This is a genomic window from Zobellella maritima, from assembly GCF_003075035.1.
Taxonomy (GTDB): domain Bacteria; phylum Pseudomonadota; class Gammaproteobacteria; order Enterobacterales; family Aeromonadaceae; genus Oceanimonas; species Oceanimonas maritima.
In genome coordinates this window covers 1,445,977-1,463,296 of record NZ_QCZE01000001.1, presented here as the reverse complement: position 1 = coordinate 1,463,296, position 17,320 = coordinate 1,445,977, and the positions used below count along the sequence as shown (strand labels likewise).

Sequence of the window (17,320 nt, the reverse complement as noted above, 5' to 3'; positions counted from 1 at the left end):
CCAGAAAGAGGTGCTGTATGCCAGACTGGATCGTAGTTGCCGATGCCGCCAAAGCCGTTGTCTACCGCCAAGACTGGGTTGAAGACGTATGCGAGGAGGTCATGGACCTGGTCCATCCTGAGGCGCGTCTCAAGGCGAGTGAGCTTGTCAGCGATGTACAGACAATTCCGGAGAAAAGCGACCCCTGTCATACCGAGAATCAGCGCTTTGCGCGCGATATTATCGGCCGGGTCCGTCATGCACTGGACACCAACGAAATACGCGGTTTCTACCTGGCGGCGCCGCCCCAGTTTCTCGGTTTGCTGCGCGAGGCCATGGATGATCGGCTGCGTAAGGCGCTGTACAAGGATCTCGATAAAAACCTGAACGGTTCATCGCGCAGCGAGGTGATCGCCGCCTTTGCCAACTCCGCCCCCAAACACTGATCCCCTGCCTTAAGCCGGAGCCCGCGGGGCTCCGGCTGGTGCCAGGGCACGGACGGCCCGCGAACAGCGAGGCGGCGTGCTCGATGAATCTGGCACCCTGCCATCCTGAGTCAATCGCCGTTCCTGATAGTGCCCCAGACTCGGGCCAAAACGCAGACTCGCCGTCGTCTGCGGCTCTGCTTATCGCATGCCGACTGCTGCCGCGACAGCTAGCGGTGTTTTATCGGTGACCTACATCCTGGGGTTAGGGCGAAGGGACAATGCGTCGACATATATTGAGGGATGAGCACAGGGAGCGTCCGTACGGGAACAGCCCCTCCACAAGGTAGCTTGTGGGGGGCCGTCTCTTGTTATTTTTGCTGCGAGGCGTAGCTCTGCATCAGGTTCGAATAGTGGGGCAGGTGGCTGGCGAGAATACCGCCGAAGCCCTCGATATCGTTTCGCCAGTCGCGGTGCAGCTCACCCGCAACGGCAAACCAGTTGACGAGCTGAGCACCGGCAGCCTGCATCCGGCTCCAGGCACCGTCCCGGGTGACGGGGTTGAAGGTTCCGGAAGCGTCGGTCACCACGAACACCTCAAAACCTTCTTCCAGTGCGGATAGCGCCGGGAAAGCCACGCAAACTTCGGTAACAACGCCGGCGATAAGCAACTGCTTCTTGCCGGTTTCCTTAACGGCCTTCACAAAATCTTCGTTGTCCCAGGCGTTGATCTGGCCAGGACGAGCGAAGTAAGGCGCGTTCGGGAAGGCGGCCTTGATCTCGGGGACCATGGGTCCATTCGGACCATCTTCGAAGCTGGTGGTCAGTATGGTTGGAATGTTGAAAAACTTGGCGATGTCTGCCAACGCCAGCACGTTGTTTTTGAAATCGTCTGGCGAGAAGTCCCGGACCAATGAAAGCAAACCTGCTTGATGGTCGACCATCAGCAGGGCGACGTTATCTTTATCCAATCGCTTATATTGAAAAGCCATGATCTATCTCCTTGTGTCTCTTGGTTGGTTGTGACCCGCTCGATTAGCCTGGAATTGCCGTCGCGTCTGATGCTGAAGGCTAACGGCTCAGCCGACCGAACTTTCCGCTCTGGAAATCGGTGATCGTCTGCTGTCTTTCCTCTTGCGTGTTTATGGCGAAGGGCTCCAGTCCCACCACAGGTTCGTCAATGGGCTCACCGCGGAGCAGCAATAGGTGAGCGTTCTTGTTGGTTTCCTGCGGCCACCCTTTTCGGAAAAGGAGCGCGACACCGGTTTCATATTCCCTGCCATCAAGTCGTCCTGGCGGGTTTAGTAAAGATAGGGGAGGGGGATTGGTATGGGTAGCCGCCGGAATCTATCCTCAGAGTCTCAAAAATAGGACGATCCCTCCATGCAAGATCTGAACGACCTCTACTATTACGTTAAAGTGGTGGACCACGGCGGGTTTGCCCCGGCAGGGCGGGCACTGGGCGGGTTGGGGGGTGAAGATGCCGCTGATGATTGGCGGACGGGACTTGCTGGAGGGGAGCCTGGTCAGTGTATTGCCCGACTGGAAACCGCGCGGCGGGATCTTCCACGCGGTTTTCCATCACGAAGGGGACTGCTGTCGGCGGTACGGGCTTTCCTCGAGGTCATCGCCGACGCCATGGACGATGTCGACTTTTCCATGGGGGAGCAGTAGCCCAACTGCCGTTGCCCCCATCATGGAGGGCTAGCCGGTATATTTACGCCGAAAGCGATGATTAACATGGATACCGGCGACAAGGCCCAGAGGGTCATAGCCCGATTTTCATCGCGGCTGAAGCCCGCGGCCAGGTTGTCATCAGGGGACGACACCCCCGAATTAGCCCCGACCGGCGCCTTGTGTATAATCGATGCCGATGTGTCCGCGATTCGCGGGCTGGAGGTATTCACGGTACGAGGGGCGGTTGATGGAAGGAAAAGCACGGGCATTTGCTGCCCTGCGCCAGGCCCTGGCTGGCTATTACCCCCTCGGTGACGACACCTGGGCGGCCTTTAGGGCCATCTGCCGGTATCGGGAGCTGGCCCGGCACGAGGTGCTTTACCGGGCGGGCGAGCTGCCCGACTCCTTCGCCTTCGTCCATGCGGGGTTGTTCCGGGTCTATGTCGTCGACGACAAGGGTAATGAATACAACAAGAACTTCTTCGACGAAGGCCGCTTCCCCGGCGCCATGACGGCGCTGCTGAAAAACGAGCCGTCGCGGTTCACCATAGAGGCGCTGGAAGACGCCGCCATCATCGAAATCCATTTTCAAAAATACCGCCGGCTGCTGCTGGCGCGGGATGATCTCAAGCTGTTCCAGATCCATTACCTCGAGCAGAACTGGCTGTTGGCCAAGGATGCCCGCGAGGTGGAGCTGGTCCAGGAAGGCGCCACCCAGCGCTACCTGCGTTTCCTGCGCGAATATCCGTCCCTGGCCAACCGGCTGCCCCAGTACCATATCGCCTCCCACCTCGGCATTACCCCCACCCAGCTGAGCCGCATCCGAAAAAAGTGCGGTTCTCTCAACCTATGTAAATGAGGCCGCCCGCGCGGCACCTTATCCTGACTCTCATATAGCGGGGAAACCGGCCATCACCCGGGCCGGTTTCCCATTACGAGCCGATGAAGATCAAGGAATAAGGAGACAGCGATGAGCATATTAACGGCCCTGGATTGGCGCTATGCGGTCAGGCGCTTTGCGGAGGAACGAATTGACGAGCAGCAGCTGGAGGAGCTGTTGACGGCGACCCGCATGAGCGCGTCTGCCTATGGCCTGCAGCCCTATCGGCTGATCGTGGTGGCTTCGGCCGAGGTTCGCCGGCAGTTGTTGCCCTATGGGATGGGGCAGGAGAAAGTTGCCCAATGTTCGCATCTGGTGGTACTTGCCGCCCAGACCGAGGTGGGCGAGCAGACGGTGGCATCGTATGTAGCGCAGTTCGCTCGGGTGCGCGACGTGCCGGTGGCCGATTTGCAACGGATGTCCGATCACCTGAATACAGCCTTGGCGGTCAAGACGCCGGCACAGCGGCTGGCGTGGGCACATCAGCAGGCCTATCTGGCCCTGGGGACCTTGCTTACCAGCGCGGCGCTGATGGGGATAGACAGCTGCCCCATGACCGGCATCGAAGCCGACGGGTTCGACAGGGTGCTGGGGCTGACCGAACTGGGTCTGACCACCTCGGTGGCCTGTGCCCTCGGTCGGCGACACCCGGATGATGCCAATGCCCGGCTCAAGAAGGTGCGGCTCGATCATCAGACCATGGTCAGGGTGATCTAGCCATGAGCTATCTGTCGCTGCTGGCGTTGATGGCGGGGGCGGCCATTGCCGTGCAGGCCGGCATGAACGCGCAACTGGGCGTGCTGCTCAGAAACTCGCTGCTGGGGACCGCCGTCGCCTTTTCGGTCAGCTGCCTGCTGTCGCTGCTGGCGGTGATGGTGTCGACCCGCCAGTACCCGCAGCTGGCGTCTATTCAGGCGGTGCCTCTCTATCTGTGGTTTGGTGGCGTTTTGAGTGTCTTCGGGGTTGGGATGTTCTACTTCCTGATCCCCAGGATGGGGGCGGGGCCCATGATGTCTTTTGCGCTCACCGGCCAGATTGTGGTGGCCATTATTGCCAGCCATTTCGGTTGGTTCGATCTGCCCGTCAAGCCCATCACTCCGCTGAAGGCGGCCGGCGTGGTGGCACTGGTGGCCGGGATCCTGCTTATAAACTGGGAGTAAGTCATGGACAGCAACATACTGGATAAAGCGAATATCGATAATCTCACCGCCCTGTGGCGCACCATGGGGGCCGAGCCTGCGGTCGGTGGCGACCTGCCCGGCTGGCATGCCTGCCCCGGCTGGCCGCACCGTTATTGGTTCGACTGGGGCCACGAGCCGGCATCGAACTGGCTCTTGCCGGCCCGGCTACCAGACAGGGCTATGGTGCCCATTTGGGCGGCAGGGCGAGACAGCAGCCCGTTCGAACAAACGCTGATTACCCGGGGCTTTGGCGTCTGCCTGGAGCAGCGGGCAATGCACCTGAGCCTGTCTGACTGGGTGGTTGAGCCCGGGGATGCGTTGCGGATCAGGTCGGTTACCACCTCCGGACAGGTAACTGACTGGACCCGGATCTGCAGCCGAGCCTTCGGCTATGCCATAGACGAGACGGTGATCCGGCGGATAAGCGAGATGCCCGGGGTGCGCCTGCTGCTGGCCGAGCGCGAAGGGGAGGCGGTAGCCACGGCCCTGCTCTACAAGACCGGGAGTGTGATCGGGGTACACCAGGTGGGGGTGCCGCCGGAGCACCAGGGCCAGGGCATTGCCTACGGGTTGATGCACAGGCTGATTGCCGTCTGCCAGGGCTGGGGAGGCCGTTATATCACCCTGCAGGCCTCGAGCGCGGGCGAGGGCCTGTACCGGCGGCTCGGCTTCGAGCCCAGATTCATGATCAGGAGTTACCGGCGCGCCGAGCCGGAACGGCAGACGGCCTAGGCGTTTCTATCGCAATCAAAGGGCAAAAACAGCCCCGATTTTCCGCATACAGCCATGGCCGGTATTTTTTTGCCTCTTGTGCCGGTCATTGTCATCAAGGTTCCTGAACGTGCGGAGCCAAGTTCATGAATATCCATATAAGCCGGACATCACAGAGGTAAATACCATGAACACATTCCTTGTTTCCTCCTTTTTGCGTGCGAGTGTCTGCTCACTGGTGCTGGCGGTGCCCGTTACCGTGCAGGCAGCTGAGCCCGAGGTCATTGAGCTGACCCAGACCGGCTGCCAGTTTATTGAAAGTGAAAATGGCGTCGATCATGGCTATGTCACCCGTTCCAAGGCCGACTGCGAGCGTATCAATCATGATACCGCCGACCAGCGGCTGACCCAGGCCCGGGTACTGGAGCTGAAACCCGGTCGCTATATCTTCAGGGTGACCAACAGGGATGTGCCCTATGAGCTGGGCTTCTGGCTGCGGGGCGCCAGCCTGGTGGACCGGGCCCTGTTGCCCAGTGTGTCCGGCGGAGGCCTGGTTACGGGAAGCAGCCGGGATTATGCCATCGAGCTTAAGCCCGGCAGTTATCTCTACTCCTGTCCGCTGAATACCACACCCGATTATCGCCTGCAGGTGCAGGACTAGTCGGTGGCGATATAGGTGCCGGGCGGCTGGTAATAGTTGAACAGGGTGGCCGTCTTGTTATAGCCCGCAAGGCGAAACAGCTCGGACAGGTTAATCCCCAGGCCCAGATACAGGTTCCGCTCCCTGATCTGGGTGGGATCATCAAAGCCCCTGGCGTAATAGCCAAGGTGAAGCTCAAGGTATTTTAACGGGCCCTGCCGGGTGGCGTCGAAACCGGCGAGTTTGAGTGCGACCAGATATTTCGTATTTTCGTAATCGGTAAAGACGTCGGCTTGTTGCGGCTTGAGGCCGTATTCCCAGCGGATGTCCATTTTTTCGGCCAGTGCCGGATAGCTACTGAAATAATAACTGGCGGCGCTGCCCGCGGCATTGGCTATAAAGTCCTCGTAGGAAAAGCCAAAGTCGCTGAAGGCATCGCCGAGCTCCATATAGCCGAAAATAGCGAAGGAGGTAAGGGCGCCGTAGCGGGCTGTATCCTCGGCATTGAAACACCAGTGTTCATAAAGGGAGCCGAGCGCCTGTGAGGTGACATAAACGCTGTACAGGTGGCCCAGTTTGTCGACACCCCCCTCGTCGGTGTTTGGGCCAAACCAGCCTTCCGACTGGGACTGGGGCGAGCGGCTGAAATAATCCCAGTTGGTTACGCCCCACAGGGTGATCAGGCCGGTGCCCGCCAGCACCATTGTCTTCAGGCGCTGTTGTTGTTGGGCTGCGGGCAGCGGCTGATCGCACGCGGCCCTGGCTTGGCTTAATACGGTGGGGGCATGCAATAGCATCGTCAGCAGCCAGGCCCGGCGGCAAGCCTTGCCAATTATCAGCGTCACCGTCATTCCGTATGTATAGGGTTATACCAAAAGCCTAGCAGTCGCCTGTCTATCCGCGACAGGTGATACCAGACGCAGGCCATACCCTGCCGACCCGTCGATTATCCGGTTCGGCGTGAACAATTCGAAAAATAAGTCTCTTTTGACTCCAGAACTCATTTGTTTTATTTGCAGTTCTTGATTCAAATCAATGGAGACGGTTTTCTGTTGATTACAATTTAATCCCTGATTAAAGACGATGTCGTCATCATGACTCGGTGTTGTTCGGCAGCCCGCGTGTGCTTTTTATATGGGGAAGGGTAAATGGACGAGGCGTTTTTTGACGTGGAGGGAGAGGAAGGGAAGGGGTCGGAGCAGCGCCGGGAACTGATCCTTGTCTGCGATGCCAAGGGACGCATCAGCCATTCCAACGAGGGGCTCGATTGTCATCTGGGCATACTCCCGGGGTTAACACTGGCGCAGTGGCATAGGGTCTGCCCCTGGTTCGCCGCTGATGGCATGACGCCTTTAACCTTGCAGCAGTTTCCGCTCTATCGTGCCTGGCAGGGAGCGGTGCTCGAGGGTGAAAAAGTGATAGTCAGGGATCTTTACGACCATGTCGCCCATACCCTGTTGGTGAGTGCCAGACCGGTTTATCATGGCCAGAGCGTGTCACAGGGAGCCATGATGAGCGCGATTGATATCAGCCCTCTCAAACAGCAGGCGTACCGGCGCTGAGCCGGGCAGCTGTGGGTGGCCGTTTTCGGGCACTCCGCGCCATAAGTCTGCTAGCCAGCGACCCTCCCTTGCAACCTGAAGCACAGCAGATCCCGGGCTGACCATTACAATTAAGGTCATCACTGGCAGTCTCCTCCTGGAGACCTGCCACCAACTGGTTGAGCCGCCCTGTCAATCACCTTCGCCAGGAGGGAGCACCTTGGAAAAGAAACATCAGATCAACCTCTGGTATCTGCTGACGGTCATGATGCTGTTCATTGTCTTTCAGAGTGCCTATACCAGCTGGCGTACCCTGGAACCCATTCCCTACTCCGAATTTGTCCGCCTGGTGCAGAATGATCAGATCGCGTCAATCAAGGTGGGGGCGGATAAAATCTCCGGTACCTTCAAGTCGCCGCTGCCCGACGGCCGGACCGGATTCATCACCAACCGTGTCGATGCCGAATTGGCCGATATGCTGGCGCAGTACGACGTTACCTATGACGGAGCGGTGGAGAATACCTTCCTGAGCACACTGCTTTCATGGGTGATACCGCTGGCGTTTTTCTTCCTGTTGTGGTCGTTTTTTATCCGCCGCATGACGGGCAGCCAGGGGCTGGGCGGCATGATGGCGCTGGGCAAGTCGAAGGCAAAAATCTATGTCGAAACTGTCACCAAGGTGTCGTTTGACGATGTGGCCGGTGTCGACGAGGCCAAGGAAGAGCTGAAGGAGGTCGTCGATTTTCTGCGGGATCCAAAACACTACAGTCGGCTCGGCGCCCATGTGCCCAAGGGCATTTTGCTGGTGGGGCCGCCGGGCACCGGCAAGACCCTGCTGGCCCGGGCGGTGGCGGGCGAGGCGGCGGTGCCGTTTTTTTCGATTTCCGGATCCGAGTTTGTGGAAATGTTCGTCGGGGTGGGTGCCGCCCGGGTGCGGGATCTGTTTGAACAGGCCGGCAAGATGAAGCCGTGCATTATCTTCATCGACGAGCTGGATGCCCTGGGACGGGCGCGTGGTGCCGGTATCACGGGCGGTCACGATGAAAAGGAGCAGACCCTGAATCAACTGCTTACCGAGCTCGACGGCTTCGATGCCTCCGAAGGCATAGTGCTGCTGGCCGCCACCAACAGGCCCGAAATTCTCGATCCGGCCCTGTTGCGGGCGGGACGCTTCGATCGCCAGGTGCTGGTGGACAGGCCGGACCGGCAGGGGCGTACCGCCATCCTGAAGGTGCATATCGGTAAAATCCGCCAACTGGACGCGGATGTGGAGCTGGCGCATATTGCCGCCCTGACCCCGGGCTTTACCGGTGCGGACCTGGCCAACCTGGTCAATGAGGCGGCCTTGCTGGCCACGCGTCGCAACAGCGAGACGGTGACCATGGCGGACTTCAATAATGCCATCGAGCGCATCGTCGCCGGGCTCGAGAAAAAGAGTCGGTTGCTCAATGCCCATGAACGCCGGGTGGTGGCCCACCATGAAATGGGTCATGCCCTGGTGGCCGCCTCGCTGCCCGGTATTGATCCGGTGCACAAGGTGTCGATTATTCCCCGGGGGGTGGGGGCGCTGGGCTATACCATACAGCGGCCGACCGAAGACCGCTTCCTGCATACCACCGATGATCTGCAAAACCGGATGGCGGTGCTGATGGGCGGACGGGCCGCCGAAAAGCTGATTTTTGATGAAGTGTCGACCGGCGCGGCCGACGATCTGGCCAAGGTGTCGGAAATTGCACGCCGCATGGTCACCCATTTCGGCATGGCGGAGGTCGGCGGCCAGGTGGTGTACGAGGAAGACCGGCAGGCATTTCTGGGCAATGCCCTCACCACGATCCAGCCTCGAAGCTATTCCGAAGCCACGGCCAGGGAAATCGATCTGGCGATCCGCAATATGGTCGATGGCGCCTACCAGAAGGCGCTGCACATTCTATCCGAACGCCGCCGGGAATTGCTGGAGGGCGCGGCCCTGCTGCTGGAGCGTGAAATACTCACCGCCGACGAGTTTCCGCCGATGCAGCCCCGGGCCCGACCGGAAGCAGCAGCGCCATCTCCGGAACGGCCCTGATCTGCCGGGTCATTGTTGAGGAGTTTCGCTTGCCAAAATGTCCCCCTGCACTGGCTACTTCGGCGGTGGCTACTATGTTGAACAGGTATTGTGCAGTGAAATGCAGGGTGATATCACTTGTCGATCAGGAGGCATTATGAGCCGGAAATATGAACAGGAAAGGGAAGCACTGCTGGAAGACGTCAAGCAGGTACTCAAGGATGCGGAAGCCCTCTATCAGGCGGCCGTCGATGACGGTACCGAGGAAGGCAGGGAGCTCAAGAGCAAGCTCAAGGCCCAGCTGCGCCGAGCGAAGCAGCAGTTTTCCGAGCTGGAAGACTCCATGGTAGAACGTACACGCCAGGCGGCGGCTCAAACCAATGATTTGGTGCATAGCAATCCCTACCAGGCAATGGGCATCGCGGCCCTGATCGGGCTGGTACTGGGGGCCTTGCTGAGCCGTAACAGCCGCTGAACGGGCGGGTTGCCGGGCACCGGCTGTCATGTGCGCAATGGCGGGTGCGTGGCAGCGATATTGTTCACAAGGATGGGTTAATGAGTGGCCAGATCAATTCACTGAAAGAACTGTTGCATACCGTTACCGAGTTGCTGTTCGTCCGCTTCAAGATGGCCCGCATCGAGTTTGTGGCACAGAAAGAGCGCATGGTGCAGCTGGGCATGCTGGCGGCACTGGCGGTCATGCTGTTTTTCATGTCCTATATCAGCCTGTTGTTCGGCCTGAGCCTGGTGCTTTCCGATCCGATCAGGATCTGGGTGTTTTTCGGGCTGGCTGCCGGCCTGTTGCTATTGATGTGCTGGGCGGGATGGGCTATTCACCGCAACCTGGCCAGCCAGCGTAGGTTTCTGGCCCAAACGCTGAATGAGCTGCAGGAAGATATTGCCTTTATTCAGGGCAAAAAAGGCATGTCGGATCTGTCTTTAAAGGAGTGAGCCTATGCACAAGTCATTACGGCAGGAGCATGAGCTGTTGCAAATGCAGGCGGAGACCCTGCGGCTCAAACTGGTTGTCAATCAGGTGCGGCGCCAGCAGCAGGCCAGACCGGATCTGCTGGAGTTGGCCAGCAAGCTGCCCCAGGCCGGGCTAGTGTGGCGGCTGGCCAATATGCCCCGCAAGCTAAAGTACAAGCTGCTGCTGGGCGGCGCCCTGCTGGCGGTTATTTATCTGCGTTCCTGAATTCCCGACAATCTCCTGTTTCCGCCTTGTCTTAACCCAGGTGATCCAGGGGCAGGGCGGTTTCCCGCTTGATCCGGCGCAGCACAAAGCTGGAGCGCACCCCGGTCACGCCTTCCAGGCGGGTCAGCTTGCCCAGCAGAAACTGTTGGTAATGTTCCATGTCGCGCACCACCACTTTCAACTGATAATCGGCATCGGTGCCGGTGATCAGATCGCACTCCAGCACCTCGGGAAAATCGGCCATGGCCCGATCAAAGGCTTCGAAGCGATCCGGGGTGTGGCGATCCAGGGAAATATGAATATAGGCCTGCAGGCTCAGCCCCAGCCGGGCGGCATCGAGCAGGGTGACATGGTCGGCGATCAGGCCGGCTTCTTCCAACGCCTTGACTCGACGGGAGCAGGGCGAGGGCGACAGGCCAACCCGTTCGGCCAGCTCCAGGTTGCTGATACGACCGTTGCGCTGCATCAGTTCAAGGATCCGGCGATCGGTACGGTCGAGTTGAAGTAGATTGCTCAAATTACCATTACCTTGCAATAATTGTATTTATTTTATTATAAATGGAGATAGTTGTTGTTTAAAGAGCGTTTATTAACGTCATCTTTGCAACCACTCACCCGTCATTTCCGGGTATTATGTATTCATCTTCTGGGAACAGGCAGACCGATATCCTCGGACCCTGCCGCAAACCGGTTTATCCGACCGGCAAGCACCCCTAACGCCTTTACCCAACCAGGTACAGGCGGGGAGTCGGGGCCACAAGCCCGGTACAAGGGAAGACAAAAGCCAGCAGCAGGCAGAAACAACAAGAGCGCCAATCGGCGCTCTTGTTGTTTCTGTCAGTGACTATCCGGGGCAGGCCCCGACGGGTGTCGGGGGCCGGGCTCAGGCACTTTCTCCTTGCGCCGTTGCGCCCTTGGCAGGACGGAACCTGAGCAGGAAGGCGACGGTAAACACCAGGGTCACCGCCAGGCCGATATAGCTGGCCGGCTGCAGTGACAGGCCGAAGCCGATTTCCGCATTGGCCAGGTAGGTGAAGGTCACCGCCGTCATGAAGATGGCGGGAAGGGTGCAGACCCAGTGCAGCTTGCCTTCTTTGGCCAGGTAGGCGGCGGCGGCCCACAGCATGATCATGGCGGTGGTCTGGTTGGCCCAGCCGAAGTAGCGCCAGATAACACCAAATTCCGCCTGGGTGATCAGGTAGCCGAGCACGAACATGGGCACGGCAATCAGCAGCCGCTTGGGCAAGGCCTGCTGGCCCAGCTTGAGGAACTCGGCCACGATTAGCCGGGCGCTGCGAAAGGCGGTGTCGCCCGAGGTGATCGGCAGTATCACCACACCCAGGATGGCGAGGATGCCGCCGACCGTGCCCAACAGGCTGGTGGATACCTCATGGACCACGGCTGCCGGACCGCCGTTGGCCAGGGTGGCGTTCAGCGCGTCGGTACTTTCATAGAAGGACAGACCCAGGCTACACCAGATAAGCGCAATGATGCCTTCGCCTATCATGGCACCGTAGAAGATAAAGCGGCCGGAGCGTTCGTTCTGCATGCAGCGGGCCATCAACGGCGACTGGGTGGCGTGGAAGCCGGACACGGCGCCGCAGGCTATGGTGATAAACAGCAGCGGCCACAGGGGCAGTCCTTCGGGATGGAGATTGGCGAAATCGATGCCGGTCTGGTAGAAGCCCTTGCCACTGAAGGCCTGGCCGAGCAGCAGGCCGACCGACATAAAGACCAGCAAGGCGCCGAACAGCGGATAGAAGCGGCCGATGATCTTGTCGATGGGAACCAGGGTGGCCAGTATGTAATAGCCGAAGATAATGGCGACCCAAATGGTGACCGTCATGCCGGACAGGTTACCGAGCAGTTTGGCCGGACCCAGCACAAATACCACGCCCACCAGCAGCAGCAGGATGACGGCAAAGATATTCATGAAATGTTTGGCGGCAGAGCCCAGCTGCTCGCCGACCACGGTCGGTATCGAGGCGCCTTTGGCGCGAACCGAGAGCATGCCGGAGAAATAGTCATGAACAGCGCCGGCGAAGATGCAGCCGAACACGATCCACAACATGGCCACGGGGCCGTAGAGGGCGCCCAGGATGGGACCGAAGATGGGACCCAGGCCGGCAATGTTGAGCAGTTGCACCAGGTAGATTTTTTTATCCGACATGGGCACATAGTCAACGCCGTCGGCCATGGTGATGGCCGGGGTATCCAGCTCCGGGCGGGGCCCGAATAACCGCTCAATAAACTTTCCGTAGCTGAAGTAGCCGGCAACCAGCAGGCCGGTACAGAGTAAAAACCACAACATAAGCGCAACTCCTTGGCTGAATGGGGGTGTGGCGCCAGTGTAGGGAGTCGGTTAAAAAAAGCCCGTTCTGTTTGGGTAAGCGGTCATATAGGATGTTAAGCGGTTGTGATGCCGGTGTTGGTGTGGCGCAGATAAAATGGTTACGACTGTTGCAGGCCCAGCCGGCTTTTCAATGCCTTCAGGTAGCGGCGGCTGACCGGCAAGCGGTGACCCAGACGGGTTTCCAGCTCGGCGCTGTGATTCTCCCGCAGGGTAATTTCCCGGATGGCCTCCACCCTCATCAGATACTGGCGATGGACCCGCAGCAGGGGAGTACGCTGCTCCAGCACCTTGAGGGTCAGCTGGGTATGATATTCTCCTTCCGGGGTAACCAGATGGACGCCGCCGAGATCGGAATAGATGTATTCCACGTCGGCCAGCGGCACCAGCCGGATGCGCTGCTGCTGGTAACCGGGGATGGTAGTCAGGGGCGGGGTCACCGGTTCGAGATCCTGAACCGGCAGCGCCTCCCTGAGTCGGTCCAGGGTCTTCTGCAGCCGGCTTTTTGACACAGGTTTGAGCAGGTAGTCGAAGGCATTGTCCTCGAAGGCCTGGATGGCATATTCATCATGGGCGGTCACGAACACCACCCGGGGCAGCCGTTCGGGTTCGACCATGGACAGCAGCTCCAGGCCGCTGATCTTGGGCATCTGGATATCGAGAAACATCACGTCGGGCTGTTGTTGCTGCAACAGGCCCATGGCCTCGAGGGCGTTACCGGCCTCGGCCTGGATGGTTACGCCACCCAGTTCGCGCAACAGTTCGGCCAGTTCGGCACGGGCATAGGGTTCATCGTCGACGATCAGGGCGCTGATCATGGTTGAGCCTCCTGCTGTGGAAGTGACACTGTCACCTGGGTCCATTGGTCGGGTTCAACGCGGATATCGATCCCGAAGGCTTCACCATAGAGACACTTCAATCGTTTGTCGACCAGACTCAGGCCCAGGCCGTCGCCGTCGGCCCTGGTCCGGTAGGTGCCGGCATTGTCGGTTATCCTGAGTCTGACCACTCCAGCCTCGGCCTCGGCGGTTACCTGGATACGTCCCTGCTCGAGCAGGGTAGAGATACCGTGCTTGATGGCATTTTCTATGATGGGCTGCAGGGTAAAGGTGGGCAGCCGCAACCCGAGCAGCGGCTCGGGAATATCAAAGCTCACCGCCAGCCGGTCATTGAAGCGGGCCTGCTCGATGGCCAGGTAGGCCGCCACATGCTCCAGCTCTTCCGCCAGGGTGGTCTGCTCGCCGGAACGTTTGAGGTTCTTGCGGAAGAAATTGGATAGATGCAGCAACAGCTCCCGCGCCTTGTCCGGCTCCCGGCGGGTGATGGCGCCTATGGTGTTGAGGGCATTGAACAGGAAGTGGGGGTTGACCTGGGCATGGGCCAACTTGAGTTCAGACTGGATCAACAGTTGTTGCTGCTGTTCCAGGCGACCGGTCAGCAGCTGGTGGGTCAGCAGGCCGGCGATACCCTCGCCCAGGGTGCGGTTGATCTTCAGAAACAGGCGTTTCTTCGGCTCGTAGAGCTTGATGGTGCCGAGAATGCCGCTTTCCCCCCGGATGGGGATCACCAGTACCGAGCCGAGCTCGCAGTCATCGGCCAGGGAGCAGGCATAGGGCACCTGATAGCCGTCGGCAAACTTGATCTCCTGATCACGGATGGCCTCCAGGGTCAGAGGAGAGGAGATGACGGTGCCGGGCCTGTGGTGCTCATGGCCCAATCCGTTGAAGGCCAGTATCTGTTCCCGGTCGGTGATGGCCACGGCGGCCACCCCGGTTTCTTCGTAGAGGATGCGGCAGATCTGTCGGGCGGACTCGGCATTCAGCCCTCGACCCATGATACCAACGGTGCGTTGGGCGATGTTCAGGGCCTTGGCGGAAAAACGGCTGGAGAACTTCTCGTACATGGCCTTCTGGTCGCGGATCATGCTGATAAACAGCGCAGCCCCCGTGGCGTTGGCGAGCAGCATGGGCGCGGCGATCACCTGGACCAGGGCCAGGGCCTGATCGAATGGCCTGGCCACCAGCAGTATGGTGGCCATCTGCAGGGCTTCCGCCGACAGGGTGGTGGCAAAGGCGACCGAGGGCGAAAACAGGGTTGCCATCTCGCCCCGCTTGACCAGCCGGTAATGGACCAGGCCGCCCAGCAGGCCTTCGAGGGTGGTGGAGATGGCACAGGCCAGATCGGTAAAGCCGCCCATGGAATAACGGTGCAAGCCGCCGGTCAGTCCAACCAGCAGGCCGGTAACGGGGCCGCCGAGCAGGCCGCCGAGCACGGCGCCCACCGCCCGGGTATTGGCAATGGCGTCCTGCACCGCCAGGCCAAAATAGCTGCCCATGATGCAGAAACCGGAAAACACCAGGTAGATAACTATCTTGTGCGGCAGACGGATGGAATAGTTCACCATCGGCTTGAACAAGGGGGTCTTGGACAGCAGGTAGGCGATGACCAGAAACACGCTCATCTGCTGCATCAGAGAGAAAATCAACGACATCGACAGGATCCCGGAATGCGTTCAGTACCACGGTACCGACAGGTACAACTACAAAACATGGCCGCTGGTGAGTCGATAGGGTAGGGCAATGGCGGTAAGGGGGCAAGCTACACATTACCGGATTTGGCTTGGCCGGAGGGTGACAGAAAGGCTGTCGACGAACCGGGCGGGGGCTGCTATTGCTTAAGGGTGTTTGTGTCCGCTGCCGGTAACTCGCCGGTGGTAACTGTCATTCTGAATACGAGGTATGCCATGTCCAGTCATGTCTACAAGCTGATAGAAGTTGCCGGTACTTCCCCCCTCGGCTACGACGATGCCATCAAGCAGGCGGTGGCCAAGGCGGCCAAGACGGTGGAGCATCTGGACTGGTTCGAGGTCACGGAAATGCGCGGCCATATCAAGGATGGCCAGGTTGCCCACTTTCAGGTAGTGGTGAAAATCGGTTTCCGGCTCGACTGAGCCGGAGGATAGGCGTTTAAACCGGTAGCGCAGGTTACCGCCTGACGGAACAGGGGCGGCCCTGGGCTGCCAACATCGGCGGGTAAGGAAGGAATGTGCTGCGATCCTCAGCTGCGGTAGTCGCCGATATCGGGACGGCGACTGGGACCGTTCAGTGCCAGATCGACCGGATGAAAGGCCTTGATCGCCTCAAAGCAGAAATCACCCACTGCCCGGTGCAGGGCCTGGGGATCATGGTTGGTAATGATGATCACGCTTTTGGACAGGTTGCGGCGCCGGCGCAACAGGTGACCCAGGAAGCTGGACTGGCTCTCGGCGAGCTTGCTGCGGTTGGCGGCGACTTCGTCCAGGATCAGCAGGTCGACTTCCTCCAATGCCCGACGGTACTGGTTGCGGCTGTCCTGGTCTTCGATCACCCCGAAAAACAACCGATCCACCACCGAGGCCCACTGTTGGAAGATCACCGACTTCTGATGGCGCTGGATCAGCTCATGGGCAATGGCGCCGGCCAGGGTGGATTTGCCGGTGCCAAAGCTGCCATAGATGAGGATGGCGGTGCCGCCCTTCTGCTCCCAATGGTCGAAGGCATTGATAAAATGGTGCGCGGTTTCGATATGATGGGCCAGCACGGGATCGCCCTGGTCCATGTTGTCGAAGATCCAGTCCGGGTTCATGTCGGCCTGGGCCAGCAGGCGTTCGGTGCGTTGCCGGCGCGCCTCGATCTGGGCCTGGCGCACCTCTTCATTGGCCTGCTGCTCGTAGCGTTTTTTGAGGGTGTCGTAATCGTAGTGCGGCAGATTGCCGTCGGCACGCAGGCGCTGGAGCCGGGCCAGCAGGCTGTGCACCTGCCCCTGGCTGATGGCGTCCGGCGACAGGTCTTTTTGTGGACGTTGTCGGCGGCGACGGGCGATATCGGCCAGGTCGGCGGCAATTTCTTCAGGCGTCTTTTTCATTGCTGTCTCCATCGGCCTGACCACTCAGACGGCGGGCCTCTTCAATCATTTGCCGGGCGCGTTTACTGGGCTCGGCATCGGCTTTGGCAGGCTGTTGCTGATAGCCCTCGGTGGCGGTTACCGGACGCTTGATGCTGCGCTTGTTTTTCAGGGTACGCACAAACTTCAGGGTCCATTGATGCTGGTTTTCAAATACTTCGGGCCGACCAAGCCAGTAGGCGATAAATTCCCCCAGCTCGGCCTCATCGAACCGGCTGTCGAGCAGGCCGCACAATCTGGCCAGCCCCTCGAACTGCTGGTCCGGCCGCCAGTCGCCATGCATGGCAAATTGCCGGGCGGGCAGGGGGGCAAGCCCGCTCATGCCCTTGAGCGGCAGGTTGAAGCGGGCCCCGTGATAGTGTTGGGCCTGGGGTCGCTCCACCAGTTGCAGCAGGCCCGCCTGCTGTAGCTCGTCGAGCAATTCGGTCAGCGCGACGGGTGTCACCCGGTAGCGATACTCGCCGTCGACGCTGACCGCCAGGGCCTTGCCCAGCTGCGGATAATCCAGCGGCTCGGTCTGATCGCCCCGGGCCCTGTGCCTGAGATACAGGATATACAGGCTGCGTGCCGGGTGGGCAAGTCGGGGAGAGGTCAGCGCTTGGTATTCTGCCGGGGTCATAAAGCCAGTATTGATGCATTGGACCCCCATTATCCAATAAAGAGGCGGCAGAATACAGTAAAGGGCCCTCGAGCTTTCACTCCGACCATAATCAACTAGGCTCAGGGTATGACTTTTTATTAACTGAAGCCCTATC

General features: G+C 59.6%; 22 protein-coding genes. 13 read left to right on the top strand and 9 right to left on the bottom strand.

Annotated elements, in window-relative coordinates; all coding sequences use genetic code 11:
* The first annotated feature begins 17 nt into the window (after positions 1–17).
* Complete coding sequence (locus DCS96_RS06760; protein WP_116473544.1) at positions 18–425, top strand: host attachment protein; 408 nt, start codon at positions 18–20, stop codon at positions 423–425.
* 350 nt (positions 426–775) lie between these two features.
* On the opposite strand, the gene ycaC is transcribed toward DCS96_RS06760, so the two are convergent.
* Together ycaC and DCS96_RS19050 are read right to left on the bottom strand one after the other, a co-directional pair.
* Positions 776–1,396, bottom strand: coding sequence for an isochorismate family cysteine hydrolase YcaC (ycaC, locus tag DCS96_RS06755; RefSeq protein WP_116473543.1), 621 nt, complete (start codon positions 1,394–1,396; stop codon positions 776–778).
* 79 nt (positions 1,397–1,475) lie between these two features.
* On the bottom strand, positions 1,476–1,751 hold the full coding sequence (locus DCS96_RS19050) for a pirin-like C-terminal cupin domain-containing protein (protein WP_116473542.1): 276 nt from the start codon (positions 1,749–1,751) through the stop codon (positions 1,476–1,478).
* 36 nt (positions 1,752–1,787) lie between these two features.
* Here DCS96_RS19050 and DCS96_RS06745 point away from each other — a divergent pair, with 36 nt between their 5' ends.
* The 6 genes from DCS96_RS06745 (at position 1,788) to DCS96_RS06720 (ending at position 5,514) form a co-directional block, all read left to right on the top strand.
* On the top strand, positions 1,788–2,078 hold the full coding sequence (locus DCS96_RS06745) for a hypothetical protein (RefSeq protein WP_116473541.1): 291 nt from the start codon (positions 1,788–1,790) through the stop codon (positions 2,076–2,078).
* A gap of 250 nt (positions 2,079–2,328) precedes the next feature.
* On the top strand, positions 2,329–2,940 hold the full coding sequence (locus DCS96_RS06740) for a Crp/Fnr family transcriptional regulator (RefSeq protein WP_116473540.1): 612 nt from the start codon (positions 2,329–2,331) through the stop codon (positions 2,938–2,940).
* A gap of 111 nt (positions 2,941–3,051) precedes the next feature.
* The gene (locus DCS96_RS06735) at positions 3,052–3,678 is read left to right on the top strand and encodes an NAD(P)H-dependent oxidoreductase (RefSeq protein ID WP_116473539.1); all 627 of its coding nucleotides are present in this window, start codon (positions 3,052–3,054) and stop codon (positions 3,676–3,678) included.
* A 2-nt stretch (positions 3,679–3,680) separates the two neighbouring features.
* Positions 3,681–4,121, top strand: coding sequence for a DMT family transporter (locus DCS96_RS06730; protein WP_116473538.1), 441 nt, complete (start codon positions 3,681–3,683; stop codon positions 4,119–4,121).
* 3 nt (positions 4,122–4,124) lie between these two features.
* On the top strand, positions 4,125–4,874 hold the full coding sequence (locus tag DCS96_RS06725) for a GNAT family N-acetyltransferase (protein ID WP_116473537.1): 750 nt from the start codon (positions 4,125–4,127) through the stop codon (positions 4,872–4,874).
* Positions 4,875–5,040: 166 nt separating this feature from the next.
* Positions 5,041–5,514 (top strand): hypothetical protein, encoded by a 474-nt coding sequence (locus tag DCS96_RS06720; protein WP_198649940.1) that lies wholly within the window; start codon positions 5,041–5,043, stop codon positions 5,512–5,514.
* Here the strand turns inward: DCS96_RS06720 and DCS96_RS06715 are convergent.
* Positions 5,511–6,338 carry a DUF2279 domain-containing protein gene (locus DCS96_RS06715; protein WP_157953598.1) on the bottom strand — a complete coding sequence of 276 codons (828 nt, stop codon included), beginning with the start codon at positions 6,336–6,338 and terminating at the stop codon, positions 5,511–5,513. The two genes, DCS96_RS06720 and DCS96_RS06715, sit on opposite strands and share 4 nt — an antisense overlap.
* A 303-nt stretch (positions 6,339–6,641) precedes the next feature.
* On the opposite strand from DCS96_RS06715, the gene DCS96_RS06710 reads away from it, so the two are divergent.
* The 5 genes from DCS96_RS06710 to DCS96_RS06690 all read left to right on the top strand — a co-directional run bounded on the left by DCS96_RS06710 (position 6,642) and on the right by DCS96_RS06690 (position 10,273).
* Positions 6,642–7,055 (top strand): hypothetical protein, encoded by a 414-nt coding sequence (locus DCS96_RS06710; RefSeq protein ID WP_116473535.1) that lies wholly within the window; start codon positions 6,642–6,644, stop codon positions 7,053–7,055.
* Positions 7,056–7,254: 199 nt separating this feature from the next.
* Positions 7,255–9,099 carry an ATP-dependent zinc metalloprotease FtsH gene (gene ftsH / locus DCS96_RS06705; protein ID WP_198649939.1) on the top strand — a complete coding sequence of 615 codons (1,845 nt, stop codon included), beginning with the start codon at positions 7,255–7,257 and terminating at the stop codon, positions 9,097–9,099.
* A gap of 136 nt (positions 9,100–9,235) precedes the next feature.
* Positions 9,236–9,553, top strand: coding sequence for a DUF883 family protein (locus tag DCS96_RS06700; protein WP_116473534.1), 318 nt, complete (start codon positions 9,236–9,238; stop codon positions 9,551–9,553).
* A gap of 80 nt (positions 9,554–9,633) precedes the next feature.
* Entirely contained in the window at positions 9,634–10,029 is a 396-nt protein-coding gene (locus DCS96_RS06695) for a phage holin family protein (protein ID WP_116473533.1), read from the top strand.
* A gap of 4 nt (positions 10,030–10,033) precedes the next feature.
* The gene (locus DCS96_RS06690; protein WP_116473532.1) at positions 10,034–10,273 is read left to right on the top strand and encodes a hypothetical protein; all 240 of its coding nucleotides are present in this window, start codon (positions 10,034–10,036) and stop codon (positions 10,271–10,273) included.
* A gap of 31 nt (positions 10,274–10,304) precedes the next feature.
* Here DCS96_RS06690 and DCS96_RS06685 read toward each other — a convergent pair whose 3' ends face one another.
* The 4 genes from DCS96_RS06685 to DCS96_RS06670 form a co-directional block, all read right to left on the bottom strand.
* Complete coding sequence (locus DCS96_RS06685) at positions 10,305–10,790, bottom strand: Lrp/AsnC family transcriptional regulator (protein WP_116473531.1); 486 nt, start codon at positions 10,788–10,790, stop codon at positions 10,305–10,307.
* 366 nt (positions 10,791–11,156) lie between these two features.
* Positions 11,157–12,584, bottom strand: a complete 1,428-nt coding sequence (locus tag DCS96_RS06680) for a carbon starvation CstA family protein (protein WP_116473530.1) — start codon at positions 12,582–12,584, stop codon at positions 11,157–11,159.
* Between the two features lie 140 nt (positions 12,585–12,724).
* Positions 12,725–13,441, bottom strand: coding sequence for a two-component system response regulator BtsR (gene btsR, locus DCS96_RS06675; protein ID WP_116473529.1), 717 nt, complete (start codon positions 13,439–13,441; stop codon positions 12,725–12,727).
* The gene (locus DCS96_RS06670; RefSeq protein WP_116473528.1) at positions 13,438–15,114 is read right to left on the bottom strand and encodes a sensor histidine kinase; all 1,677 of its coding nucleotides are present in this window, start codon (positions 15,112–15,114) and stop codon (positions 13,438–13,440) included. Before DCS96_RS06670 ends, btsR begins: the two co-directional genes overlap by 4 nt.
* 252 nt (positions 15,115–15,366) lie before the next feature.
* On the opposite strand from DCS96_RS06670, the gene DCS96_RS06665 reads away from it, so the two are divergent.
* Positions 15,367–15,573 carry a dodecin gene (locus DCS96_RS06665; RefSeq protein WP_116473527.1) on the top strand — a complete coding sequence of 69 codons (207 nt, stop codon included), beginning with the start codon at positions 15,367–15,369 and terminating at the stop codon, positions 15,571–15,573.
* A 107-nt stretch (positions 15,574–15,680) separates the two neighbouring features.
* Here DCS96_RS06665 and DCS96_RS06660 read toward each other — a convergent pair whose 3' ends face one another.
* Positions 15,681–16,526 carry a DnaA ATPase domain-containing protein gene (locus DCS96_RS06660; RefSeq protein ID WP_116473526.1) on the bottom strand — a complete coding sequence of 282 codons (846 nt, stop codon included), beginning with the start codon at positions 16,524–16,526 and terminating at the stop codon, positions 15,681–15,683.
* Positions 16,510–17,184: a DnaT-like ssDNA-binding domain-containing protein gene (locus DCS96_RS06655; protein ID WP_116473525.1), complete on the bottom strand. Its 675-nt coding sequence runs from the start codon at positions 17,182–17,184 to the stop codon at positions 16,510–16,512. The genes DCS96_RS06660 and DCS96_RS06655 overlap by 17 nt, the downstream gene beginning before the upstream one ends.
* Positions 17,185–17,320 lie beyond the last annotated feature (136 nt).